This is a genomic window from Agrobacterium larrymoorei (assembly GCF_037722385.1).
GTDB lineage: Bacteria > Pseudomonadota > Alphaproteobacteria > Rhizobiales > Rhizobiaceae > Agrobacterium > Agrobacterium larrymoorei_C.
The window spans coordinates 488920-513773 of record NZ_JBBKAQ010000020.1 but is presented as its reverse complement, the minus strand read 5'-3'; the positions used below and the strand labels follow the sequence as shown (position 1 = coordinate 513773).

General features: G+C 54.4%; 25 protein-coding genes and 1 pseudogene. 14 read left to right on the top strand and 12 right to left on the bottom strand.

Translation table 11 applies throughout. The features are described 5' to 3' along the window. Positions 1-143 precede the first annotated feature (143 nt). Entirely contained in the window at positions 144-416 is a 273-nt protein-coding gene (locus WKI41_RS21365) for a DUF2188 domain-containing protein (RefSeq protein WP_340195428.1), read from the top strand. Between the two features lie 15 nt (positions 417-431). Here the strand turns inward: WKI41_RS21365 and WKI41_RS21360 are convergent, their stop codons facing one another. Further along, on the bottom strand, positions 432-1376 hold the full coding sequence (locus WKI41_RS21360) for a LysR family transcriptional regulator (RefSeq protein WP_340195510.1): 945 nt from the start codon (positions 1374-1376) through the stop codon (positions 432-434). 103 nt (positions 1377-1479) lie between these two features. Between WKI41_RS21360 and WKI41_RS21355 the strand changes: the two genes are divergently transcribed. After that, complete coding sequence (locus tag WKI41_RS21355) at positions 1480-2502, top strand: NAD-dependent epimerase/dehydratase family protein (protein ID WP_340195427.1); 1023 nt, start codon at positions 1480-1482, stop codon at positions 2500-2502. A 23-nt stretch (positions 2503-2525) separates the two neighbouring features. On the opposite strand, the gene WKI41_RS21350 is transcribed toward WKI41_RS21355, so the two are convergent. The 4 genes from WKI41_RS21350 to trxB all read right to left on the bottom strand — a co-directional run bounded on the left by WKI41_RS21350 (position 2526) and on the right by trxB (position 6440). After that, positions 2526-3638 (bottom strand): N-ethylmaleimide reductase, encoded by a 1113-nt coding sequence (locus WKI41_RS21350; RefSeq protein WP_340195426.1) that lies wholly within the window; start codon positions 3636-3638, stop codon positions 2526-2528. Positions 3639-3687: 49 nt separating this feature from the next. Then, entirely contained in the window at positions 3688-3978 is a 291-nt protein-coding gene (locus WKI41_RS21345; protein WP_340195425.1) for an ArsR/SmtB family transcription factor, read from the bottom strand. Between the two features lie 566 nt (positions 3979-4544). Then, the gene (locus WKI41_RS21340) at positions 4545-5441 is read right to left on the bottom strand and encodes a LysR family transcriptional regulator VtlR (protein WP_296014747.1); all 897 of its coding nucleotides are present in this window, start codon (positions 5439-5441) and stop codon (positions 4545-4547) included. Between the two features lie 24 nt (positions 5442-5465). Beyond that, entirely contained in the window at positions 5466-6440 is a 975-nt protein-coding gene (trxB, locus tag WKI41_RS21335; protein ID WP_340195424.1) for a thioredoxin-disulfide reductase, read from the bottom strand. 236 nt (positions 6441-6676) lie between these two features. Here trxB and WKI41_RS21330 point away from each other — a divergent pair, with 236 nt between their 5' ends. Next, on the top strand, positions 6677-7144 hold the full coding sequence (locus WKI41_RS21330) for an Lrp/AsnC family transcriptional regulator (RefSeq protein ID WP_340195423.1): 468 nt from the start codon (positions 6677-6679) through the stop codon (positions 7142-7144). A 10-nt stretch (positions 7145-7154) separates the two neighbouring features. On the opposite strand, the gene WKI41_RS21325 is transcribed toward WKI41_RS21330, so the two are convergent. Further along, complete coding sequence (locus WKI41_RS21325) at positions 7155-7892, bottom strand: hypothetical protein (protein ID WP_340195422.1); 738 nt, start codon at positions 7890-7892, stop codon at positions 7155-7157. Positions 7893-8189: 297 nt separating this feature from the next. Between WKI41_RS21325 and WKI41_RS21320 the strand changes: the two genes are divergently transcribed. Further along, positions 8190-9428 carry a hypothetical protein gene (locus WKI41_RS21320; protein ID WP_340195421.1) on the top strand — a complete coding sequence of 413 codons (1239 nt, stop codon included), beginning with the start codon at positions 8190-8192 and terminating at the stop codon, positions 9426-9428. Between the two features lie 180 nt (positions 9429-9608). On the opposite strand, the pseudogene WKI41_RS21315 reads toward WKI41_RS21320, so the two are convergent. Next, positions 9609-10701: pseudogene (locus WKI41_RS21315) on the bottom strand (IS3 family transposase). Positions 10702-11030: 329 nt separating this feature from the next. Between WKI41_RS21315 and WKI41_RS21310 the strand changes: the two are divergent. From WKI41_RS21310 to WKI41_RS21285, 6 genes are read left to right on the top strand one after another with little or no spacing between them, the layout of a single operon-like run. After that, the gene (locus WKI41_RS21310; protein WP_340195420.1) at positions 11031-11486 is read left to right on the top strand and encodes a hypothetical protein; all 456 of its coding nucleotides are present in this window, start codon (positions 11031-11033) and stop codon (positions 11484-11486) included. A gap of 14 nt (positions 11487-11500) precedes the next feature. Then, on the top strand, positions 11501-12610 hold the full coding sequence (locus WKI41_RS21305; protein WP_340195419.1) for a DegT/DnrJ/EryC1/StrS family aminotransferase: 1110 nt from the start codon (positions 11501-11503) through the stop codon (positions 12608-12610). Beyond that, on the top strand, positions 12607-13374 hold the full coding sequence (locus tag WKI41_RS21300; protein ID WP_340195418.1) for a class I SAM-dependent DNA methyltransferase: 768 nt from the start codon (positions 12607-12609) through the stop codon (positions 13372-13374). Before WKI41_RS21305 ends, WKI41_RS21300 begins: the two co-directional genes overlap by 4 nt. Then, on the top strand, positions 13374-14594 hold the full coding sequence (locus WKI41_RS21295; protein ID WP_340195417.1) for a glycosyltransferase: 1221 nt from the start codon (positions 13374-13376) through the stop codon (positions 14592-14594). The genes WKI41_RS21300 and WKI41_RS21295 overlap by 1 nt, the downstream gene beginning before the upstream one ends. A 24-nt stretch (positions 14595-14618) precedes the next feature. Beyond that, positions 14619-15404, top strand: coding sequence for an FkbM family methyltransferase (locus WKI41_RS21290; protein ID WP_340195416.1), 786 nt, complete (start codon positions 14619-14621; stop codon positions 15402-15404). A 1-nt stretch (position 15405) separates the two neighbouring features. Beyond that, on the top strand, positions 15406-16455 hold the full coding sequence (locus tag WKI41_RS21285; protein ID WP_340195415.1) for a glycosyltransferase: 1050 nt from the start codon (positions 15406-15408) through the stop codon (positions 16453-16455). Between the two features lies 1 nt (position 16456). On the opposite strand, the gene WKI41_RS21280 is transcribed toward WKI41_RS21285, so the two are convergent. The 3 genes from WKI41_RS21280 to gmd form a co-directional block, all read right to left on the bottom strand. Further along, complete coding sequence (locus WKI41_RS21280; RefSeq protein WP_340195509.1) at positions 16457-16873, bottom strand: acyltransferase; 417 nt, start codon at positions 16871-16873, stop codon at positions 16457-16459. A gap of 118 nt (positions 16874-16991) precedes the next feature. Then, entirely contained in the window at positions 16992-17933 is a 942-nt protein-coding gene (gene fcl / locus WKI41_RS21275) for a GDP-L-fucose synthase (protein ID WP_340195508.1), read from the bottom strand. 9 nt (positions 17934-17942) lie between these two features. Next, positions 17943-19013, bottom strand: coding sequence for a GDP-mannose 4,6-dehydratase (gene gmd / locus WKI41_RS21270; RefSeq protein WP_340195414.1), 1071 nt, complete (start codon positions 19011-19013; stop codon positions 17943-17945). Positions 19014-19249: 236 nt separating this feature from the next. Between gmd and WKI41_RS21265 the strand changes: the two genes are divergently transcribed. The 4 genes from WKI41_RS21265 to WKI41_RS21250 all read left to right on the top strand — a co-directional run bounded on the left by WKI41_RS21265 (position 19250) and on the right by WKI41_RS21250 (position 23133). Next, positions 19250-20062: a glycosyltransferase family 25 protein gene (locus WKI41_RS21265; RefSeq protein WP_340195413.1), complete on the top strand. Its 813-nt coding sequence runs from the start codon at positions 19250-19252 to the stop codon at positions 20060-20062. A gap of 149 nt (positions 20063-20211) precedes the next feature. Further along, positions 20212-21246: a glycosyltransferase gene (locus tag WKI41_RS21260; protein WP_340195412.1), complete on the top strand. Its 1035-nt coding sequence runs from the start codon at positions 20212-20214 to the stop codon at positions 21244-21246. A gap of 8 nt (positions 21247-21254) precedes the next feature. After that, positions 21255-22046, top strand: coding sequence for a glycosyltransferase family 25 protein (locus WKI41_RS21255; protein ID WP_340195411.1), 792 nt, complete (start codon positions 21255-21257; stop codon positions 22044-22046). Between the two features lie 43 nt (positions 22047-22089). Further along, positions 22090-23133 carry a glycosyltransferase gene (locus tag WKI41_RS21250; RefSeq protein WP_340195410.1) on the top strand — a complete coding sequence of 348 codons (1044 nt, stop codon included), beginning with the start codon at positions 22090-22092 and terminating at the stop codon, positions 23131-23133. A 69-nt stretch (positions 23134-23202) separates the two neighbouring features. Here WKI41_RS21250 and WKI41_RS21245 read toward each other — a convergent pair whose 3' ends face one another. Both WKI41_RS21245 and greA read right to left on the bottom strand, forming a co-directional pair. Further along, positions 23203-24252: a glycosyltransferase family 4 protein gene (locus WKI41_RS21245; protein WP_340195409.1), complete on the bottom strand. Its 1050-nt coding sequence runs from the start codon at positions 24250-24252 to the stop codon at positions 23203-23205. Positions 24253-24284: 32 nt separating this feature from the next. Further along, complete coding sequence (gene greA / locus WKI41_RS21240) at positions 24285-24761, bottom strand: transcription elongation factor GreA (RefSeq protein ID WP_296085695.1); 477 nt, start codon at positions 24759-24761, stop codon at positions 24285-24287. Between the last annotated feature and the right edge of the window lie 93 nt (positions 24762-24854).

Sequence of the window (24854 nt, the reverse complement as noted above, 5' to 3'; positions counted from 1 at the left end):
GGCCGAGAGCCGGTTTGCACTCTTGGCCATTTGGTAGGATAGTGAGCGCGAGGACATGATAACGAACCGCGATCTCAGTCCTGAAATGCCTGTTTGCGGTATTGGTTGTCAATCTTCTCCACGCATAACAGGAGGACATGCGCATGACCAAGGTGTGTTATGAAATCGTCGAGCATGATGGCGGCTGGGCGTACCGAATGAACGGCGCCTATTCCGAAGCCTTCCCGACCCACTCAGACGCCGTTCAGGCCGCCAAGATCGCCGCTGCCGAACAGCAGGTCGGCGGCGAGGACGAGGAGATCAGCTACCAGGACGAGCGCGGCCGCTGGCATGAAGAGTTCAGCCAGGGCGGCGACAGGCCGGAAGCGGAGGTTGTCGACACGTATGCCCAGCGCCAGGCAAGCAATCCAGGCTGACTTTTGTTAGAGGCATTAACGCTTGGATGAGGGCGCATCGGGATCGGTCGCTTTCAGGTGCGCTTTCAGCCCATCCACCAAGGCGCTGAATACCGCACGGCAGCGTGGCGAGGTTCGAAGATTTTCATGCATGGCAACCCAGGTGTGGAGGGCCACTTCGAATTCGGGCAGGATGTGCTTGAGCGTCTCTTCGCGTTTCGCCAGTCCGATCTGACACATGCCGATACCCGCCCCGGCACGCACCAGAGCAAGCTGCGCCAGGTTGCTGTCTGCGCGAGTGGCGAAGGGGATTTGATCGGCATCGGGGATTGCCGGATTTTCTTTCTTCATGTTCTGAAGGATCGCCCTGATGAACGGCGTTTTTCGATCGAAGCCGATCAGCCTGTGCTCCTCCAAATCCTCTTTCTTCATCGGCGTTCCCATTTTCTGAAGGTAGCCGCTTGTCGCATGGAAGCCGATGCGAAAATTGCCGACATAGCGCATGACAATCGCATCCTGCACCGGTTCCGTCATGCGAATGGCGATATCCGCTTCTCGCCGCAACAGATCCTCGATTGTGTCCGATAGCGAGAGCTCAATCTCAAGCTTTGGATAGGCGTCCTGTAGCGTGGCGATGATGGGTGGCAGGACCTCGACGCCGATCACATCCGAGGCGCTGATGCGCACAGCCCCTTCGATTTTGCCAACTTCACCGGATGCGGCGCGCACGAGCGCTGCTGCAGTGGCAGAGAGATTTTCTGCGTAGGGCTTCAAGGCAATCGCCGCATCGGTTGGGACAAGACCGTGAGGTGAGCGGATGAAAAGCTGATAGCCGATCGCTTCTTCAAGAGCGCCGATATGGCGACCGACGGTGGGCTGGGTGATGCCGAGCTCTCTTGCAGCCGCTGAAAGCGAGCCGTCTCGTAGCACGCTGAGGAAGGTACGATAATAATCCCAACTGATTTCGCGATCGATGATCATAATTTTTGTATGGCCGATAAACGGGTTTGGTGAATTCTGTATGGCGGTCTTTTGCGCCATCCTCCAGTCCAAGAGTTCAATCGCCAAGGATCGGAGTTTCAACATGGTAGAGGTCAGAGAGGACGTTCAACGAACAGCACTAGTTCTCGGTGCCCGCGGCGGGATTGGCGGGCATATTACCGAGGCGCTCTTCGGACGAGGCTGGAAGGTGAGGGCTCTCGTCAGGGATATACCGCCCAAGTCTCACCACTCAATGATGGAGTGGCACATCGGAGACGCTATGAAGGCGCAGGATGTGCTTGCTGGCGCTAAAGGGGTTTCGCTTATCGTCCATGCAGTTAACCCGCCCGGATATCGCAACTGGGAAACGCTCGTTCTGCCTATGCTCGATAATACCATCAATGCGGCGGAAAATGTCGGTGCGCGGATATTGCTGCCCGGCACTGTTTACAATTTCGGCCCTGACGCGTTTCCCTTACTGACGGAGAAGAGCCCGCAAAGGCCGAAGACGCGCAAGGGGAAGATCCGTGTGGAGATGGAAGGCCGTTTGCATGCGGCATCAACGCGAGGCGTGCCGGTGCTGATCGTTCGCGCCGGAGATTTCTTTGGACCGAAGGCGCGCAATAATTGGTTTAGCCAGGGTTTGGTGCAGCCCGGACAGCCGGTGCGTAGCATTTCCAATCCCGGAAGCCCGGGCGTCGGCCACCAATGGGCATATCTTCCGGATGTAGCGGAAACGATGATGCGCCTGCTTGAGCGTGCCAACGAATTGCCGGCCTTCTCTGTCTTTCACATGGAAGGCTTCTGGGACGCAAACGGGCGCCACTTACCCGCCGCAATCGAACGCGTCGTTGGCCTCCATGTTAAAATGAAGCGGGTTCCATGGTGGCTGTTCCGGCTCTGCTCACCCTTCGTGCCGTTGTTTAAAGAACTTCAGGAGATGCGTTATCTTTGGCAGCGGGAACTGCGGATGAGCAACGAAAAGCTTTTGGAGTTTCTCGGCGATGAACCGCGCACACCGATCGACGAAGCAGTCTTTGTCACGCTCAAGGATCTGGACTGCCTGGAACCACATCCCGATCGTGCAGAAGAAACCTCATCGGTGGGACGCCGCGCACACATCTGAGGCGCGCGGCGTTCCGTTTTTGATCAGGCAAGTGCCGGATAGTCGGTATAGCCTTCAGCGCCGCCGCCATAGAAGGTCTGCTGGTTTGGCTCGTTCAGCGGCGCGTTATCCTTCAAACGCTGAACCAGATCAGGATTGGCGATAAAGGCCTTACCAAATGCGATAGCGTCAGCCTTGCCGTTTTCCACTGCCTCGATGGCGGACGCGCGGTCATAACCATTATTGGCAATCCAAAGCGCCTTGCCGCCGGCTTCAACATAGGCCGCTTTCATGGCAGCGTAGTCGAAAGGCTTGTCGCCCTGCTTGAAATCACGTGGGCCACCGGTTGCGCCTTCGATGACGTGGATGAAGGCAAGGCCGCGGGAGCCGAGTTCTTTTGCAACATAGTTGAAGAGGGGTTGCGGGTCGGTCTCGACAATATCGTTGGCAGGTGTAACAGGAGACAGGCGAATGCCTGTGCGGCCCGCACCGATTTCCTTGGCAACGATGTCGACCACTTCCAGGAGGAAGCGGGCACGGTTCTCGATCGAGCCGCCGTAGTTGTCGGTGCGCTGGTTGGTGCCGGATTTCAGGAACTGGTCGATCAGGTAACCATTGGCCGCGTGGATCTCGACACCGTCGAAGCCCGCTTCGATGGCAGCGCGTGCGCCTTTACGGAAATCGTCCAGGATGACAGGAATTTCTGCCGTTCCGAGCTCTCGCGGTTCTGATGTTTCGGCAAAAGCACCGGTGCCGTCATCGTTGATAATATAGGTCTTGGACTTTGCCTTGATCGCGGAAGGAGCGACGGGCTGGCCGCCATGCGGCTGCAGCGAGGTGTGGGATATACGACCGACATGCCATATCTGTGCGACGATCTTGCCGCCCGCCTTGTGGACGCCATCGGTGACCTTCCGCCAGCCTTCGATGGCTTCCTGCTTGTAGAGGCCTGGAACATCCGCGTAGCCTTGACCCTGCTGCGAGACAGGTGTGCCCTCGGTAACGATCAGGCCGGCAGTTGCACGTTGCTCGTAATAGGTGGCGTTCAGATTGTTCGGGATTGCACCCGGGGACCGATTGCGGGTAAGCGGCGCCATAACGATGCGGTTTGCCAGGGCGATATCGCCAGCCTGTGCGGGTTCGAACAATTTGGTCATGGTGCTTTCTCTTCCTGTTGAGAGGGAGCGCAGCGTTTGCGCCAATGCGTCAAAGGGTTTCGTTCAGATAGGCGAGAAATTTGGCGATGTTCTCTTCGTCGCGTTCGTAGAAATTCCACTGCCCAACCTTGCGTGAGCGGACGAGGCCGGCCGCTTGCAGGGCTGCAAGATGCGACGAGACGGTGGACTGTGAGAGACCGCTGATCTCGAATTGATGTGCACATACGCCCATGCTGAACGGGTGCGCCTGGTTGAAGTGGTTCTCCGGCTCCTTCAGCCAGTTGAGAAACTTCAGCCGCACCGGATGGGCGATCGCTTTCAATGCGTCTTCGGGGTTCATCTCATTCCTGCATATCTAAACATCAAGATATTTATATCGAGGTTTTTCGATATCAAGGAAGGCCAGAAGATTTTCGCAAAAAAAAGGCCGCTGGATTTCTCCGCGGCCGACAGTTTTGAAGGTAAAAACCTCCAGAGGGGAACAGCACCGGACAACCGGAAAGCGTCCAGTACTGACCAAGATATGGCGCTGGAATAGGCCAGAAACAAGGGCGATTACCCTCATTAACGCTTCAGACGAGGAAATTTATTGCGGGTAAAAAAAGAGGGCCGCCGGATTGCTCCAGGGCCCTTGTAATTGTGAAGGTCAAAAACCTCCAGAGGGGAACAGCTGATGCGGCGGAACTGGGAGGAAAAGCCGCCGTGTGCATCAGCTATGTGCGATATGATGCTTTTATGGGCAGGCTTCAACTCTTTTTTGTGCAGGACAGGCATGCATAGGGTGCATCACTCGCGCCCAGGGTCATATTTTTGTCGCAAGGCTAGTCTCGCGCGCAGGCCATCTGGCAGCACTATGGTGCGGTTCATGACATTGTACTGGTTGGTTTTTCAGGACGGAGCGGAGCGTCAGAAATTCCAGTTTCGGGCCTTTGCCACGATAAAATCGCGGAAGGCTTTGAGTTTGGCGGCATTCTTCATCTCATCCGGATAGCAGAAATAGGTATCGAAGGATGGAATATCGGCCGGAAGCGACAGCTGAATGAGGCCAGGATCACGCCCGACGATGTAGTCGGGAAGGCAGGCGATGCCAATTCCCAGCAGGCAGGCACGCTTGATGGAAGTCTGGCTGTTGATCTGCAGGTGGGCAAGGCGCGTATTGTCGGATGAGCGACCGGCGTTTTCCAACCAGTTCACATCCAGCAGATAATTTGGCGCGGGCTCGCCGAAGGAGATGATCTTGTGGTTGTCGAGATCCTCGATCGACTGCGGCTCTCCGTACCGATTGATATAGGAGGGCGCGGCATAGACGTGCATATGCACGGTAAAGAGCTTGCGCTGGATGAGATCGGACTGTTGCGGCTGGCGCAGTCGGATCGCGCAGTCCGCATGGCGCATGTTTACGTCCAGCTCCTCATTGTCGAGGATGAGCTGGATCGACATTTCCGGATAGAGCTGGAGAAACTCCTGCACCTTGTCCGTCAGCCAGCCTTGGCCGAGACCGACGGTGGTGGTGACACGCAGTTTTCCGCTCGGCTTCTCTGTTGTTTCCGTCAGCTGCATCTTGACGGTCTCAAGCTTCAACAGCACGTCATGCGCGGTTCGATAGAGCAACTCGCCCTGTTCGGTGAGGATCAGGCCACGCGCGTGGCGGTGGAACAGCTTGACGCCGACATCCTGCTCGAGCGCACTGACCTGACGGCTGATGGCGGACTGGGACAAATGCAGCTTGTCCGCTGCATGGGTGAAGGATCCAGCTTCGGCAGCCGCATGAAATATGCGCAGTTTGTCCCAGTCCAATGGCATAGGCATGCGGTTTGGTGCCCTTCTTTATTCGGCTGCGACAGCCAGCGGCGCTTGCGCCGCGAGATAACGTTCGGCTTCAAGAGCGGCCATGCAGCCCATACCGGCCGCGGTGATGGCTTGGCGATAGGTATCGTCGGTGACGTCGCCCGCGGCGAAAATGCCTTCGACATCGGTGGCCGTCGAATCAGGTGCCGTCCACATGTAGCCGTTTGGCTTCAGCTTCAGCTTGTCCTTGAACAGCTCAACCGCTGGCGCGTGACCGATCGCCACGAAGACGCCGTGGACCGGCATTTCGGTGATCTCGCCTGTCTTGGTGTTGCGCAGCCGCGCCCCGGTAACAGAAGGCGGCATGGGGGGCTTGGCCGGTGTGCCGGTGATTTCAGCGACTTCGGTGTTCCACAGGATCTTCACATTCTCCTTGGCGAAGAGGCGTTCCTGCAGGATTTTTTCCGAACGGAAGCTATCGCGGCGATGCACGACGGTAACCGACTTGGCGATATTGGCCAGATAAAGCGCTTCCTCCACCGCAGAGTTGCCACCGCCGACCACGATGACGTCCCTGTTGCGATAGAAGAACCCATCGCAGGTGGCGCAGGCCGAAACGCCAAAGCCCTGGAAGTGCTGTTCGCTTTCGATGCCGAGCCACTTCGCCTTGGCGCCAGTGGCAATGATGAGCGTATCGGCGGTCCAGACGGTGCCGGAATCGGTCTTCACCGTGAAGGGGCGCGACGTCGTTTCAACCTCGGTTACCAGATCGTTGACGATCTCCGCGCCGACATGCTGCGCCTGCTTCAGCATCTGATCCATCAGGAACGGGCCCTGGATCGGATCGGCATATCCCGGATAGTTTTCCACATCGGTAGTGATCATCAACTGGCCGCCCTGTTCCATACCGGCGATCAAAACCGGCTCGAGCATGGCGCGAGCTGCATAGATGGCGGCGGTGTAGCCGGCGGGGCCGGAGCCGATGATCAAAACCTTTGTGTGGCGGGCGGACATGAGGTGTTCCTTTCAACAGGGCGCAGGCAGCCGGACTCATTATGGCGCCATAGGCACTACCCTTCTTGCGCAGCATTTAAGGGTGTCCAGTGCCGATATTCAAGGGCAGCCGTGCATTACCAACAGGGCAGTTGCGGGCGAACACGTAATTTTGTGTCGCGACCACGACGGATTATTGCGAATCCCACGCCTTGGAGTAGAAGGAAGCACTTAACCGCTGACGAAGGAATGCGCGCGTGGCCAGCGTCGAACTTGATGCCATCGATCTTAAAATTTTGAAGGAACTACAGCGCGACGGCCGCATGACCAATGTCGAGCTTGCCGATCGCGTCGGTATTTCCGCGCCCCCATGCCTTCGCCGCGTGCGCAAGCTTGAAGAGGCCGGCATCATCGAAGGTTACCACGCGATGCTGAACGCCCCGAAGCTCGGCTTCGATCTCGTGGCCTTCTGCATGGTGGGCCTGAAGCGCCAGTCCGAAGCCAACCTAAAAGCCTTCGCCGCCGCAACCGATCGCTGGCCATTGGTGCGCCAAGCATGGATGGTATCCGGCGACAGCGATTTCCTGCTTCATTGTGTGGCCGAAAACCTCACGCAGTTCCAGGATTTTGTCATCGAGGTACTGACGGCGGATGAGCATGTGGAGACGGTGCGGACGATGTTGACCATCCGGCAGGTGAAGAGGCTGGGACTGGTCGAGGTTTGAGGGGAGGCGGTCAGCCTTCCTTTTCCCAGTTCGAAACGCCATCCACATAGGTCTTGGTCAATTTGCGGTTATCGCGCCATTCGCGCCCGATATCAGTGATGATGAAACGCTTCTTCGCCCCCAACATGTAGTTTTTGTAAGGGCGTACGAAATCTTCCATGGCGGGGTTGATGCCGTCGTAGAACTGTTTTTCGGGATCGAACCGATCATCCATCAGCGACGCCGCCTTTTTGGCAAAGTCGGTTCTCAAGAAAGATGGCGATGTGGCAAAGAGCGGGAAGGGCTTGCCCACCTTGAAGCGGAAGCCCAGGATCGTCTTTCTGTCCCACCTGCGATGGAAGTGGCCATATCTGAAATTCCAGTGTTTGTGGTGATGGTTCAAGGACAGTTGGGCTACGTCCTTATCGGCAAAGATTCGAGAGACCTCAGCGGGATCGAGTTGTTCATCCAGCAGCCAATCGTCCTCGAGGTGAAAGAGGATTTCTGAACGCGCCTGCTGCCAAAGATATTTTACCGCCTTGCAGAAGCCCGGTTGCTCCGGCGTGCGAATTTGAGCGTGCGGGAAGAAGGAGCGAATAACTGCAACCGTCGCGGCCTCATCCTCGGCATTGCCGAAAATCGGATCGATATTGGCATAAAAGTTTGCGATTTCGAACCTGTCGAACATCGAGGACTTGAAGCTCGTCAATGTTCTCTCAAGAAGCTCAGGCCTGCGGCCGGCGACAAGGCAGATATCGATAGGCGGCATGGGATTGTCTCTTCGCGCACAGGGGAGCTTCAGTTACCTGACCTCTACCCATTTCGGCTTACTTGTTCAATGAAGTCATTCAACCAGAATGGACGGGCTGCACAATTCCAGCCGCGGTGGCGTTCAGCACTCCAGATCATCAAGACCACATATGTGTCTTATCCTGATGGGATAAATGTTATACCTATGAAAGAGACGGGTTGCATGCCGATGTTTCTTTCGCCAGAAGAAGTTCAACACAGGTATTGAAGCCATAGGCATTTCGGTGCCGGCTACGCGCGCTGAGAAGGCACATATTTGACCCAGTTATCCGATCAGAGTGTCTTTAAACTTCTCATCGTCGAGCGCAGTTTGATTTCCAATCGTGGGCACCACCACACGCAGATTGGCGCTCTCCGGTCTGTTTTCTCAAACGCCGAAGTTCATTTTGTTGCAGGTGAAGGGTATGACGGTTTTCTGGGTACGGCAGCTGGGCTTATACCCGAGAAGAATTTCAAACTGTCCAGATTGCGCGCCAAACGGCTACACGGCTCGCTAAGGCAGCGTCTGCGCGTCAGTTTGAAAATGTTGCTCTCGGGCCAAAGACAACTCTTCCCCTCTGCTTACGGGCAAGAGCTATGCGATACCGGCTCACGCTTGATGATGTCGCGGAGCGATATGATCGTCATTCCCACGGCTGATCTCGACTCACTCGAATCCGCGGTGGATTTTAGTACACGGGTAGGTGGAGCAGCGCCAACCGTCGCGTTACGGTTTTTATCCCCGACCATGGGCGAACATAGCCCGCGCTTCTTAGAAAGCCGCCTCGGCGCTGTCGTTGCTGATCTTCCTCCTAACGTGAAGCTTTTTACTGAAACTGAGGAAATGGCGGCATTCTTCAGTAGCCGGTATCGGCTTCCTGTCACGGGTGGTTTTTTTCTTCCGTGTAGCGTCGGTTTTGCGCAAGACAATCATGGCGTTCACCGTGACCGCAACACGTTTCGTGTGGGAGTTCTCGGAGCACCGCGCTCTGAAAAGGGAAGCCGCCGTATTCCTTCGATCATTCATTCTACTGCTGAGCGCTGCGCGGCAGAAGGCTTGCATCCGATAGAATTTATCGTTCAAGGGTCAACAAAGGATTTTGCGGCAGACGGGGTCTACGGGGGACTTGCCGATTTCACGAATGACGGCAGTGTTCGAGTCGAACAAGTCGGCGACCGGTTGTCGCCCGACGAATTCAAAAAAATGTTTGAATCGCTCGACGCTGTGCTTCTTCCCTATGACGTATCCGTCTATGGGCTACAGGGGTCCGGCGTCATCCAGGATGCCGTGCTCGCCAAGAAGCTTTTGATTCACTCCAGCGGAATGGCAATGAAGAGCTTTTTGAGCCACGGCAATGCGCTTTCAGCGGTGACTGATCAAGAATTTGCAGATGCCATAGTGGCCGCCGCCAAGGATCCATCTCAGTTGGCAGACGGCGTTTCTATTGCCCGGCACTACTATCTTGAACGCTTAAAAACGCTTCCGATATCCAATCACTGCAATCTTCAAGAATGAACTCATTTCTTGTGTAATCGATACCAAGCTAGTCACGGCACACTGCTTCGAGTTGCTCCTGGAGTTTGACTGGATCGACAATGATATTGTCTAGATGGGAAGGTAGCGTACTGGAAGCGGTGTTTGCCAACATGTAGAAGTAAGAGTGGTGGAAGGCCGACGTGACGTTGCCCCCAAGTTTTATCCAATTTTGAGTTCGCTCCATCGGTTTTCGGTTGCTGTTTTTGGGTCGGTAGCGGCGGGGTGCGGTACGGTGCCATTCCGGCTGCGTAGCACGGTATCCCGTCGCGGGTTGATCGTCTGGGCGAACTCTTTGGGTCGTTGTAATGGCTACGCGAGTTTAAGGGCGCTGATCGCGCATGGTCAGTGACGAAAGAACGTTTCATTCAGGAACTCATTGCGCAGCCGCCCCTCGAAGCTTTCGATGAAGTCGTTCTGGATCGTTTTGCCCGGTGCGATATAGTGCCGTTCCACCCTGCTCCGATTCGTCCATTGCAGGACCGCGTTACTGATGAACTCACTGCCGTTGTCGCTGACGATCATCTTCGGCTTGCCTCGTCCCTTGATGATCCGGTCCATCTTAAGGGCAACCCGCAGACCGGCAAGGGACGTATCGACGACGAGGCCAAGGCATTCTCTGGTGCAATCGTCGACGGCGGTCAGCACCCGAAATCTGCGACCATCGGCGAGTTGATCCGACACGAAGTCCAGCGACCGGCGATCATTGGCGGCAAGCGGGATCAGCACCGGAGCTCGTGTGCCTATCGCTCTTTTCCGACCGCCGCGCTTGCGCACCGTCAGCTTCTCTTGCCAATAAGACCGGAAGAGCCGCTTGTGGTTCCCCCTCACGCCTGAGCAGCACATGAAGGCGTCGATATCCCAAGCGCCGGCGTTCATGGGCCAACGCCTTCATCCGCTCTCGAAGGTCATGGTCTCATCGCTGTGCTTGGTTTGTAACGGATCGTTATCCAGCAGAAGCAGATGGCTTTACACGCCAGCAGTTCACTCATCTGATGGTGTTTCATCAGATGAGTGACAGCTTTCCGCCTTGCTGCGGAAGTCCCCGCTTCTTTCCCAAAACGTCTTTCAAAGCGGCATTGTCGAGCATGGCATCCGCCAGAAACCTCTTAAGCTTCGTCTTCTAGCGTCTTCAGATACGTCCATGCCGCTGAATTTGGCCTTCCATTTATAGATGCTGGCATCGCTGACGTCGTGTTTGCGGCAAAGCTCCTAGACCGGCGTGCGAGCCTCGTGCCCTTCAGAATGCTATGATCTGTTAGTCTGTGAAACGATTGCGTTTCATTCCTTGATCCTCTCAATGAGCCGGGCTTACTTCAAAATGGATTAGTTCAACGGGGCAAGGTCAGACGCCATGAAGAGCCGCTGCAATCGCTAAGTCACCGCAGAGGTTGGCTGGCTCTGGAAAGGAGGTGTTGCCGAGAACGCGGCTTCCCGCCCAGATGAGGCTTGATTAGCGGACTAACGACAAAATCGCTCTTCCTCAAATCCGATCATGTCTTTATATAGCGCAGTTCCTCTACCAAAACTGTGAGCATCGCTTTTCGTTTTTTGACGCGTAGCCGTGGACCGGATGACTATCAGATGATCAAGAGAATACAGCACGGCGGCCTTGAGATCGCTATCATTATCACAAGTGGCTTCAAGTGTGACGGCGTCAAGTTCGTTACGGATACGAGTTACTCTCAGCAGCTCGCTTACATGAACCGCCCAGTCGGAGAATATATTCCCCCACATTACCACAACATCAACGAGCGATCGGTTCAACTAACGCAAGAAGTCCTGGTTATTCGAAAAGGTCGGCTCAGAGTGGATTTCTTTTCTCCAGAGCAAAGCTATATCGGATCGGAAGAGTTAGGTGCTGGCGACGTATTGATGCTCGCTGCGGGTGGGCACGCCTTCAAAATGATCGAACCCGTCGAAATGATCGAAATCAAACAGGGACCGTATGCAGGTTTGAACGATAAGACGATTTTTGACGGCATTCCTGAGGAAGGCGTGTACCCCGTGTCCGCTGATGACTGCATTATCGAAGCCTAATAGAAAGTCTCGACATGATCCCCGTCAACACACCATCGCTCGCTGGCCGAGAGGCTGAGTATCTTCTTGAGTGTATTGAAGGAGGATGGATTTCGTCCGAAGGCCCTTTCGTACGCCGTTTTGAGCGCGAGTTTGCAGCCAAGGTCGGTCGCGGTGATGGTGTTGCTGTGGCAAATGGCAGCTGTGCTCTGGATATGGCGGTTCTAGCCCTTGATATCGGCGCCGCTGATGAAGTCATCATGCCGACGTTTACGATTATTTCATGCGCGGCAGCGGTCGTTCGGGCAGGGGCTAAGCCTGTACTCGTGGATTGCGACCCGCAGACCTGGAACATGACGGCTGAGGCCATCGCCGCAAAGATCACCACCAAAACCAAAGCCATCATGATCGTCCACATTTACGGGCTGCCCGTGGATATGGATCCCATTCTCGAGTTAGCTGCCAAGCATAATCTGCGTATTATCGAGGATGCCGCAGAAATGCATGGTCAGACCTATAAGGGAAGGCCCTGCGGAAGCTTCGGTGATATCAGCACGTTCAGTTTCTACCCTAACAAGCACGTGACGACAGGCGAGGGTGGAATGGTCCTTGCAGATGATCCGAAGCTTTTAGACCGTTGCAGATCATTGCGAAATCTCTGCTTCAATGAGCAGCAGCGGTTTGTTCATCATGAGTTGGGATGGAATTACAGAATGTCCAACCTTCAGGCGGCTGTCGGTGTCGCGCAGCTTGAGCAGCTTGACGGTTTTGTAGAGCGAAAGAGAGCGATTGGTGCGCGGTATCAAGCCTCTCTTGGAAACTTGGATTGCTTCCAGACAGCGCCAGCAGAGGCGTCGTATGCTAAGAACATATACTGGGTCTACGGGCTCGTTGTTCAGCCGGATGCTCCCAGGTCAAAAACCGAGATTGTCGCTGAACTGGCCAAGCAGGGCATCGGGACACGCCCCTTTTTCTGGCCGATGCATCGTCAACCAGTGTTCGAGAAAATGGGTTTGTTCCCGAGTGATTGTCATCCCGTCGCTGAATACATTGGAGAGAATGGTTTCTACCTTCCCAGCGGCTTGGGTCTGTCTGACGACGATATAGATGAAGTTATCGGCAAGGTGCGAGCGTGCGTCGAATGAGCGCCTTTTCTGATTATGCTCAGATCTATGACCTTCTTAATGAGGGAAAGGATTATGCTGGCGAAGCTGAGTTTGTCGAGAGGCTCATCAGGGACCACGCGCCGGCGGCAAAGAGCATTCTGAACTTTGGCTGCGGTACAGGTTCGCATGATCTTTTGCTTGCAGAGAAAGGTTTTCACACGCATGGGGTCGAGTTAAGCTCTGCCATGTTGATGCAGGCGAAGACGCGCAGCAGAACTATCGAAACGGTTGCAGGGAATTGTCGGTTTTCTTTGGGCGATCTTCGCGAGTTTCGTGCAGGAGAAACGTATGACGTAGTAACCGCATTGTTTCACGTGTTCAGCTACCAGACAACGCTGGAGGACGTCGTCAGGTCATTAGAGACATTTCGTGCGCACATGAGCGACAGTTCGGTTGCCATTTTTGATCTTTGGCATGGCCCGGCTGTTCAGGCGACACCCCCAGAGGTCCGTATTCGTCGGGGAGAGAACCAGAAGATCAAGGTTACGCGTATAGCGGAACCCGATCATGATATTGACGGTCGAGTCGTTTGTGTGAACTTTACGTTCTTCGTAGAAGACAAAGCATCTGGCTCTATATCGACGTTTCGAGAAAAGCATCCTATGCGTTACTTTTTTCCGGAAGAGATCGAAATCATGACACTTAACGCCGGTATGAAGATCGATGAGACGGGCGCATGGTTGTCGCATGACAAACCCACGGTAGATAGCTGGGGTGTTTACTATATTCTGAGAGCTGCCTAATGACCGTAACTTCTACGATTGATGTTTACAAAAAGGATAAGCTTGTCCTAGCGGTGATAATCGAAAAGAAGATTACCGTTGGCGGTGGTTTTAACCAAGCTGTAAATGCAGCTAGGCAAATTGTTGATATCGCGCCATCCTGTTACAATGTCAAAATTCTGACGAGAGTTAAGGAAAATGTGAGGATCTTGCGGGAGATTGGAATTTCGGTAGATTATTTAGACATTCCGAAACGGAGCCTGCTGGATAAAGTTCGAGAGATTGCGACTTCAAAGCGCAAAAAAAATGAGAGGGTCTCTCCTTTTGAAAAAGAGATGATGCGTCGGAATGTGGCACTCATCTACTTTACCTCTCCTAGTCCTAATGCTCTCGATTTGCAAACCACACCTTATATATTCACGATATGGGACCTTTGCCATCTTGACCATCCCGAATTTCCCGAGGTTTGTCAGGCACGCGAGTTTGAAAAACGGGAGGAGCTTTTTTCCAAGGCGGCACCCAAGGCCTTTCTTACAATCACGGACAGTGACTACACGACAAAAGTGGCCGAAAGGCGATACGGTGGTCGTTTCCTTTCAATGCCATTCGCCCCTGCGCCTTTTTTGGAATCATCTAAGGACATCCGTTTTGTACTGGAAAAGTATCAGCTCGAATCAGGGTATCTTTTTTATCCGGCTCAATTCTGGGCCCACAAAAACCACGCAAGGTTGCTGGAAGCTGCTGCAATTATCAAAGCACGAACTGGAACCGCTCCGAAGATTGTCTTTTCGGGAAGTGAACAAGGGCAAAAGAAGAACGTCGAAATCCTCGCGCGTCGTCTGGGGCTGGATGATACGACGCGTTTCCTGGGATTTGTCCCACCAGACGAGTTGGCGGGGTTATATGGCGGATCGTTAGCGTTAGTTATGCCGTCGTATTTTGGCCCATCGAACCTTCCACCGCTTGAGGCTTGGTCGCTCGGCAAGCCCGTGCTTTACCCGCACCAGTTCGCAGCCTTTGTCGGGGACGCTGGGTTGTTGTTTGACCCTGATGATGCAATCTCATTGGCAGACTGTATCTTGATGGTCTGCTCTACCATAGAGGATTTCTCGCCTTGCAGGGGCAGAGCTCGTTTGTCGTCTTTGGATGATGAGAGATATGCGAAACAAGGCATCTTTTGTGAAGCGCTAGAAAGGGCCTTTACACGTCTTTCAGCTTTGCCAAAGGCCCCAGAAATCTAAGATTGTCTGTTATGGAGTCAGAGATTGAAAACGATTTTCCGCGACATCAAGCTGTCAAATAAACGGATCAAAAAAAATTCAGCGGTTATCGGGCGAACCAAATCGATATTATATGAGCTCTTGCCTCGTGGTACTGAGTTGTCCGTCAACGTGCAAGGCATTGATCTGATTGTCAGATGCGGGACGCCAGATTTATATGTAGCGATAGAAAGTATAACAGGAGAATATACGTTTCTCTGCGACTACCTCCCGCGCGACTACGACGGTGTCATTATTGATGCTGGGGCATATATTGGAAGCGCTGCTATTGTGTTCGCTAACTCGTTTCCCCACGCTCGGATAGTTTGTATTGAGCCTTCCAAAAATAATTTTGGCTTGTTACAGCGCAATACTGCTCTGTACTCAAACATTGAGATCCGGAAAGTGGCTCTCGCGGGTTCCCACGAAGGGCCGTTGAGTTTGAGAAATCGTGGTACAGGGGAGTGGGGGTTCACTGTAATTGATCGTCCTATCGACAACGTGGATGCAGTCGCAATCGAGCAAGTTGACACGATCGATATTGGCACGTTGCTGGCCGACTTTTCGGGAAAAGTTGGTTTTTTGAAATTAGATATTGAGGGAGCAGAGAAAGAAGTATTTCAATCAACATCAGTATTACTGTCTGAGGTGCCTTACGTTTTTGTCGAATTACATGAGAATATTGTTAGTGGTTGTGTTTCGTCGTTTGAAAAATTTTCCTTTGCGCGTGACATACGAAAATTTGGTGGGGAAAAGTATCTCTCAATGAAGAAAGATATTACGTTAAGTTAATATGATTTTTATGGGGATTAACTTGCTTTTATCTTTCGTAATGCCCACTCGCAATCGAGGCGATAAGCTACGTCCTGTACTTAATGCCGCTGCCGAAGTTTTTGGCAAAATGCCAGATATCGAGTTTATAGTGGTGGATAATGGTTCCGCAGATGTAACGGCCAAAATTGTCGGAGATTTGATACAAAATTTTCGAAATTTTAGTTACATTTATGAGCCTGTGCCTGGTTTGCTTGCTGGCCGACACGCCGGCTGGAATGCAGCTAGAGGCGATGTAATCGTTTTCTTAGATGACGACGTGATCGTATCTAAGAATATAGTTGCTGCTTATTGTGAGACGTTTTCCCAGCCCGATGTAGGGCTTGCCGGCGGCAATTGTTTCGCCCTTTTCGAGAGCGCACCTCCAACTTGGTTAAGCCTGCTTTGGGAACTGAACGCAAATGGGCAACGGTTTCTACCTGAGCTGAGTATTCTCGAGTTCCCAGACAAAAATCCAATCTGCCATGATCCATACTTGGTTTGGGGGTGTAATTTTGCGGTTCGGAAGACGGTGCTGGAGGAGGCTGAAGGATTTCATCCAGATGGATACCCTTTTGACTTGATTAGATTTCGGGGGGATGGAGAAACTCATGTAGCAACGATTGCTAAAAGGAATAGATGGAAGACTATATTCCATCCTGATGCTTCTGTTCATCACATGGTTTCCACCGACCGTATGACGCTCGATTACATCAAAAAACGAGCTTTTTCCGAGGGTGTTTCAAATTCCTACAGTGAACTACGGAGGAAATATTTACATAAACATGACAACGAGAAAAGAATAGCCAAATATTTTATTCACTCGTTGTCGAAATTTGAGCATAAACAAACAAAGGTGAAACCGGATTTTTTTCTAGAGCAGGAACAGAATTTTGGTGATTTCCAATCATTTGTCGCATTTTGGAAATCGAAGGGGCGAGAATATCACCAAGCGGCGTTCAATACTGACAAGAGGCTTCGCGAATGGGTTCTACAGAAAAATTATCTCACTAGTTCAATTCCCGAGCTTTGACTTAGTATCTAGATGCTATCTTTCGAGCTGGAACTCCTACGAACACTCCCCCTTTCTGAAGATTTTTCGTAACAACGCTTCCAGCGCCTACGACCGAACCTTCTCCGATCGTCGTACCATCTAGTACGCGTACGCCGGTTCCTAGCCAAACATTATCTTGAATCACGATTCCCTGACGCGTCTCACCTTGTTCGAAAATATATGTGCTCGGATCGGAATAGGTGTGATTAGCGGGTATTATCACTGTTTGAGCAGCTATTCTGACTCCGCGGCCGATCTTTAAACCGCCGTGGCCATATAGAATAACATATGGGTTTAACGAACAATCTGGACCCACTGAAATTTTACCGCCGTAGGTACGGAGAATAACTCCTTTATCTATAGTGGTCCTAGGACCAATTACTATAGATCCTTTCATCATCGATATCTCAGCGCTCCAATGGACATTGGCTGTCCAAGCCACCTGCACCCCGCGCATCCGCAATACTAAGACTCGAAGGGCTCTGTTAACGGAAAAAACAAAGCGCGTAATCTTTTTATATTTTGCCATGATACTGATTCCTGTACCAACAATAGGTCTGTGATATGCCTTCCTCAAGTGAAATGGTGGGACTCCAGCCCATGCTCTTAAGGAGTTGGGATGACATTACCTTCCTCTGCGTACCATCAGGCTTATTTAGGTCACGCTTGATGTTTCCGCTAAATCCAACGACGTCGCAGATTAACCGGGTGAGATCCGAAATTGAAAGGTCTACACCACTCCCTACATTTATGTGGGTGGTGCCAGAGTAGTTCTTCATGAGAAAAATTAGTGCGTCTGCGCAATCGTCTGCATGGAGAAACTCACGGCGCGGAGTGCCGGTACCCCAAATGACGATTTCCTTGTCGCCGTGCATTTTTGCTTCATGCGCCTTGCGAAGGAGGGCAGGCACAACATGGCTGGAGTTTAGGTCATAGTTGTCGCCGGGACCATAGAGATTTGTAGGCATCGCTGAGATGAAGTCACAGCCATATTGTTTACGGTAGGCTTGCGTCAGTTTGATGCCGGCGATCTTAGCGATCGCGTACCATTCGTTGGTTGGTTCAAGCGAGCCGGTCAGGAGGGCTTCTTCCTTGATCGGTTGCTCCGCGTGCTTCGGATATATACAGGATGACCCGAGGAAGAGCAGCTTTTCGACGCCTGCGCGATAGGACGCATCGATAATATTGCTTTCGATCATCAGGTTCTCATAGAGAAACTCGGCAGGGCGCGTGTCGTTGGCAAGAATGCCGCCAACTTTCGCAGCAGCAAGAAACACCGCGTGTGGCTGCGTCTTCGCGATCCAGTCACTCGTCTGCGCCTGGTTAGCCAGATCGACCGTGTCGCGACCGACTGTGAGGATTTCGCACTCTTCCCGCTCGAGCCGCCGGACTATAGCTGAACCAACCATCCCTCGGTGGCCGGCAACCCAGACGCGTTTGCCGTGAAGGCTGTAGATGCTCATCGACTACGCGCCTTTTGCGATCACTTCGGCGCGCATGAGCCGTAAATCCTCAATGACCATCTCACGCACCAACTCCCTCACGCTCGTCTCATGCTTCCAGCCAAGCTTTTCATGCGCCTTTGTCGGGTCGCCAATCAGGAGATCGACTTCCGTGGGGCGGAAGTAGCGGGGGTCGACTTCGACCAGCACCTTGCCGGTTGCGGTGTCGATGCCCTTCTCGTTGACGCCTTCGCCTTCCCATTTCAGGGTGAAGCCGGCATCGGCGAAGGCCCATTCGACGAAGGTGCGAACGGGGGTGGTCTCGCCGGTGGCGAGGACGTAGTCGTCCGGCTCATCCTGCTGCATCATCAGCCACATGCCGCGGACATATTCCTTCGCGTGGCCCCAGTCGCGCTTGGCGTCGAGATTGCCGAGGTAGAGCTTGTCCTGGCGGCCGAGCTTGATGGCGGCAGCGGCGCGGGTGATTTTGCGGGTGACGAACGTTTCGCCGCGCAGCGGGCTTTCGTGGTTAAAAAGAATGCCGTTGGAGGCATGCAGGCCGTAGGCCTCGCGATAATTGACCACGATCCAGTAGGCATAGAGTTTCGCCGCGGCATAGGGGCTGCGCGGATAGAAGGGTGTGGTTTCGCGCTGCGGCACTTCCTGCACCAGACCGTAGAGCTCGGAGGTGGAGGCCTGGTAGAAGCGGGTCTTCTTTTCAAGACCGAGAATGCGGATTGCCTCCAGCAGGCGAAGCGTGCCGATGCCGTCCGAATTGGCGGTGTATTCCGGCGTTTCGAAAGAGACCTGCACGTGGCTCTGGGCAGCGAGATTGTAAATCTCGTCCGGCTGGGTTTCCTGGACGATGCGGATGAGGTTGGTCGCGTCCGTCATGTCGCCATAATGGAGGATGAAGCGCGGGTTTTCCTCGTGCGGGTCCTGATAGATGTTTTCGATGCGGCCGGTATTAAAGGACGAGGAGCGGCGCTTGATGCCGTGGACGATATAGCCCTTGTCGAGCAGCAGTTGTGCCAGATAGGCGCCATCCTGGCCGGTGACGCCGGTGATGAGGGCTACTTTTGCTTTTTCTGACATGGGCTTTGCTTTCATCTCGTCTTGGCGCAGCCTCACTAGAAGGAGGAGGGGCGCGTTCACGCTGCGATACCGCAAGTCGTCGGCAAAATAAACCGGGAAGTTGATGCCGATGTCTCGGCGTATGCTCAAGACCCGGCCTTGCCAGCAATGCATCTTGTGCTGCGATCGTTGAAAAGCCTATAGAGTCGCCGAGCTACGAAGGCCTCGTTGGGCCTTGAGACTTGGAAGAGTGCGACATGAGCCAAGCCATTCCCGTTTTTGTCATCAACCTTGCGCGTCGCGAGGACAGGTTGGAGCGCGTGTCTCATCATCTGGAAGAGCGCGGTGTGGCGTTTACACGGGTCGATGCCTGCGATGCGACGAAGGTAGATGAGGCGGTGCTCGATGGCGTCATCACGCCTGCTGGTCCGCTGGGTGCACTTGGGCTGGGCGATCGTTCCTGCACGGTAAGCCACACCTATGCCTGGGAAGCCTTTTTAAAGACCGGTGCGCGGTTTGGCTTGATGCTCGAGGATGATGTGTTTCTCTCGGGCGATGTCGCCAACATCTTGATGTCGGATGACTGGATTCCTCCCCATGTGGATGTGATCAAGCTGGAGAAATTCGGCTCAGGCATCTCCAAGGTTCTTTTGGGGGATGCGGAGATCAAGGTTCCTGGCACGGAGCGGGCACTGCACCGCATGTACTCACGCCATGTGGGCGGCGGGGCTTACATCCTGTCGCGCGGTGCGGCAGAACTGGCGCTGTCTTATCGTGGGCGAATGAGAGTTCCGATCGATCATTTTCTCTTCAACGATACGGTCTCTCCTGTCTTTCGGCAGTTGAAGCCATTCATCGTCCAGCCGGCCATGGCGACGCAGCGGCAGTATGAATACAATTCGGATATTGCCAAATTCGGAAAGGCTGCTCGGCCCACCGGGTGGCGGCTGAAATTGAGAAAGCTGCGTCGGGGTTGGAACGAGATCAGCCAGATTCACCGGCAGCTTGTGGTTTTCCTGACAAAGCGTGGCGCGATCCGGGAGATTTTCTGGAAAGATTCCGCATCTTAGCAGGCCTCCGGTTGAGCTAAGCGTTACGTCGACCTACCTTTATTGTGCGCAAGAATGCTCAGTACGCTTTTGGGCTAGCAGCCGCGTGGACTATTGTTGGATGCAGTTATATAGCGCTTATGCATTGGCTGTGCGCGGAGCGATATTGGATGAGTGCCGAAAGAATTCTTCATATGCATTTCGGCAAGGAGGGCGGCGCGGAGCGCTTCTTCGTCAACCTTGCGACGGCCTTTGGCAATCGTGGCATCGAGCAGCGTTTCATCGTTCGTCCGGGACGCATCTGGCGCGACGAGATCGCAGGGCTTGGCCCCACCATCGAAAGTGAATATCGGCGCATCTCGCCGAAGGCGCTGTGGCTTCGCTGGCAGGTCAACAAGATCATGCGCGAATGGAAGCCGGATGTGGTGATGGCGTGGATGTCGCGCTCGTCCCGTCTGGTTCCAGCGCATGGCAACAGCGTGCGGCTGACACGGCTTGGCGATTACCCACGGCATCTCAAGAATTTCCGCAACAATGATCTGATCGTTGCCAATGCGCCCGGCATTGCAGAGGCCTGCGTGCAACTGGGCTGGACGAAGCCGGTCAAGGTGATTTCCAATTTCGTGCGTGAAACGACAATCAAGCCGGTGTCGCGTGCCAGCATGGGGACACCGGAGGATGCTTTCCTCGTCGTGGGTTCGGGTCGGTTCATCCGGCGCAAGGGGTTCGATGTGCTGATCAAGGCCGTGGCGCAGATCCCCGACGCGTGGCTGTGGCTGGTCGGTGAAGGCGACAAGCGGTCTGAGATGGAAGAACTGGTGAAAGAACTGGGCATGGCAGATCGCACGCGCTTTACCGGCTGGGTCGAGGAGCCGATGGATTATGTTGCCGCGGGCTCGATCTTCGTCATGCCATCGCGCCACGAGCCGCTCGGAAATGTGGTGCTGGAAGCCTGGCAGGCGGATGTGCCGGTGGTCTCAACCCGCTCCGAAGGGCCTTCCTGGTTTATCCGTGACGGTGAAGACGCGCTGATGTGTGACATCGACGATGTGGACGGCACGCTTGCTGCGATCAACCGCATCCGCACGGATGAGCAACTGGCGGCGAAACTGCGAGAGCAGGGCAGGGCAAGGCTCGACGCCGATTTCCGCAAGGATGCGGTGGTGGATGCCTATCTCGATCTGTTCAAACAGATGAAACGGTAGGGCGCTTTATGATCTCCAATGTGAATGACTTCCGACCCGAAGGTGATTTCTGCTGCTACGTCATCAATCTGGATGGCAGCACGGCCCGCTTCTCCCAAGTCTCGGCATCGCTCCAGAAAACCGGTGTTGCGTTCGAGCGCCTGTCGGCTTTTGATGGGCGCAAGCTCGCACTCGACACGGTTGCAGATTATGATGCCGCGGCTGCCAGACGTTATATGGGGCGCGAGTTGGTCGGTGGCGAAATCGGCTGCTATTATAGTCATTTGAATGCGGCGAAGGCGTTTCTTCGGACGGACAAACGTTTTTGTCTTGTGATCGAAGATGACGCCGCACCCCATGAAGCTCTGCAGGCGATTGTGACGGAAACGATCGGTTTTCTCAATGCGCATGATCCCAATTGGCGGATCGTCAACATGGGCAATGAGAAGCTGAAGATCTTCCGTCCATTGAAGACCATGAGCTTCGGGAAAAATATATTTACTCTTTGCTCCGCCCATTATTTTCCGATGACGACCGGTGCCATTCTCTGGTCGAGAAAAGGTGCACAGGAATTTGTCGATGGTCACCGCGTGATCTTCGCGCCGGTCGACAATTTCTTCCGCTATTGGATCACACGTACTGGCGGTGGCTATTCATTCTTTCCGCGACCAGTGTCCACCACGGATGCGGTCAGCGATATCGCGCATCCCGGAAAGATATCGAGAAGCCGTAACGCCCGCAGCTTCCTCTATGGCCTTCGCAAGCAGCGGCGGCTTATGGTGGACAAGCTAATCGCGACGAAGCGGAAGTATTTTTCGTGATTTCGCGCGGTTACAGCGTCCAAGTTGAGGAGAAACCGGCGCAATGAGCGTGAAGCGAATATTTCACCTACAGTTCGGCACGGATGGCGGCACAGAGCAATTCTTCCTCCGTCTGACGCGGGCTTTTCACGAGCGCGGTATCGAGCAGCAATTCGCTATCCGGCCAGGCGTGACATGGCGTCATGAGCTGGAAAATCGTGGGAAGGTGTATGAAGGCTATTATCTTCGCCGCTGGCCTAACTGGTGGCTGCGCACGCAGTTGCTAAAACGATCGATGAAGCAGTGGCCGGCTGACGTTGTTATGGGATGGCGCGCGCCGACGTCACGGTTGATGCCGGATACTGGCAGCGCCTTGCGCGTGGTGCGTCTTGGCGACTATCCGCATCACGTTCGCTATTTCGGCAACACCGACGCCATCGTCGGCAACGCGCCGAACGTCATCGAACACTGCCGTAAACTTGGCTGGCAGGGTAAGACGACGATTATTTCCAATTTCCCGGGGGAGGTTGGAGCGTCCGTCGTCAAGCGGGCGGATTTCTCTACGCCAGACAATGTTCCTCTGGTCTGCGGGCTTGGTCGCTTCGTGCCGACGAAGGGTTTCGATACCTTGCTGCGCGCGATTGCTGCCACACCGCATCTCTGGCTGTGGCTGGTGGGGGATGGCCCTGACAGGGCCGATCTGGAGCAACTGGTGCAAGAGCTTGGGATTGCCGACCGTGTCCGTTTCATCGGCTGGGTGTCCGATCCAGCAGCCTATATCAAGGCGGCGGACATGTTCTGCGTGCCGAGCCGCCAGGAGCCGCTTGGCAATGTGCTTCTGGAAGGGTGGAAGGCCGAAGTCGCGGTGGTCTCCACCAAAACAGAGGGACCATCCTGGGCGGCGGCACATGAGGAGAGTGCGCTCTTTACCGAGATCGACGATGTCGAGGGTATGGCACAAGCACTTAGCCGTCTTGAGAGATCTCCTGAGCTGCGTGCGAAGCTGGTTCAGGGTGGGCGAGAGCAACTGGCCGCCCGCTTTTCCGCAGAGCGGATCGTCGATCAATATCTGGAATTCTTTGAGGAACTGCGCAACAATCGCCGCTGAAAGCCTTTGTGCGACTGATGTCGCGAGGTGTGATCAACCCTGACGGGTGAAGCGATAAGGGTTGAGCGTCTAAACGCAAGTGTAAATCTCGCCGAGAGACCGGGCTTCGCCCTCCAGAGCGAAAGTCTCCACCGTCGCTCGGCGCGCAGCCAAACTACTGCGCTGCATCATCTCCGGATCGCTTAGGAAACGCTTGGTCGCTTCAACCATCGCATTGAGATTATCGCGGCTGATGACGGTTCCGGTTTCGCCTTCGCAGACCAGTTCTGGAAAAGCGCCGACATCGGTGGCTATGACGGGCACGCCAGTGGACATGGCCTCCAGAGGGGTAAGGCCGAACCCTTCCCAGCGCTGGGGGGCGATGAAGAGGTCGAGCGCGCGGTACCATTCGTTGATGTTGGTATGCTCTCCGACAAACAGGATGCGGTCGGTAAGACCTGCTGCGCGCACCTTGTCTTTCAGGCCGGTTTCGAACTCCACGTGCGGACCCGTGGCGCGTCCGGCCACGATCGCCGACCATTGCGGATGGTCTGGCAGAACGCGGATCATCGTGTCAACGAAGAGATCGGTGCCCTTCTGGTGCCGTATACGGCCGAAGCAGCCGGCATATTTGCGCTGAGGGTCGAGACCGCGTGCGATCTTAGCCTCTGCCTTGTCGGGAGCGGGTGAGAAGCGATCCGTATCGATCCCGTGCATGATGACCGTACTCGGCACTTCCAGATAGGACGCCGTCTGACTATTGGTGGCAATCACGCCATCCATTTTGGAAATCAGAAACTTGGTCCAGCCGGTGTGCTTGCGCTGCGAAGCGGACGTGAAGACGATTTTCAGCTTCATGCGCAGGATGTCGCGCATGACGATGGCCGGCAGCATTTCGATATTACGCCGCGCATGCCAGACCCGAGGCTTGCCCGCCGGCCCGTTCTGCCAGAGCCGCCAGAGATCGCGAAAGCGAACATAGGGCAGGCTGTCCGGCAGGCCGGGGCCGATCACCGCGATCTTCTGCCCGAGCCGGTTCTGCACCGGCACGAGCTGAATGATCGTGGATGTCACTCCCGAGAGCCTGCGCTTGAAGTTCGGCGCAAGGACGCAGACATCTCTCAGATCGACATGGGGCAAGTCTTGAAGTCTCGCAGCAGGAACGTTGGATTTCAGTTCCAGTTGACGGAAAGGATTTCGTAGCCGCGCGAGCCGCCGGGTGCATTCACTTCAATGCTGTCGCCCACTTCCTTGCCGATCAAGGCACGGGCGATAGGGGAAGAAATGGAAATGCGGCCTTCCTTGACGTCGGCTTCCTGGTCGCCAACGATCTGGTAGGTCTTTTCCTCATCTGTGTCTTCATCGACGAGCTTGACGGTGGCGCCGAACTTGATCTTTGAACCGGACATCTTGGAGAGATCGATGATTTCGGCGCGCGCGGTCAGATCTTCGAGCTCGGAGATGCGGCCTTCATTATGGCTCTGCGCTTCCTTGGCGGCGTGATATTCGGCATTTTCCGACAGGTCGCCATGGGCGCGTGCTTCGGCGATCGCCTCGATGATGCGCGGGCGCTCTTCCTGCTGACGCCAGCGAAGTTCTTCCTGCAACTTGACGTAACCGCCCTGGGTCATCGGTACTTTTTCTACCATCTTTTTATTCCTTCACATTCGCACCGCGGTCGTCGCAGACACAAAAAGAAACAGGTTCCGGAGCGAAACTCCGGAACCATGTCAAAATCACAA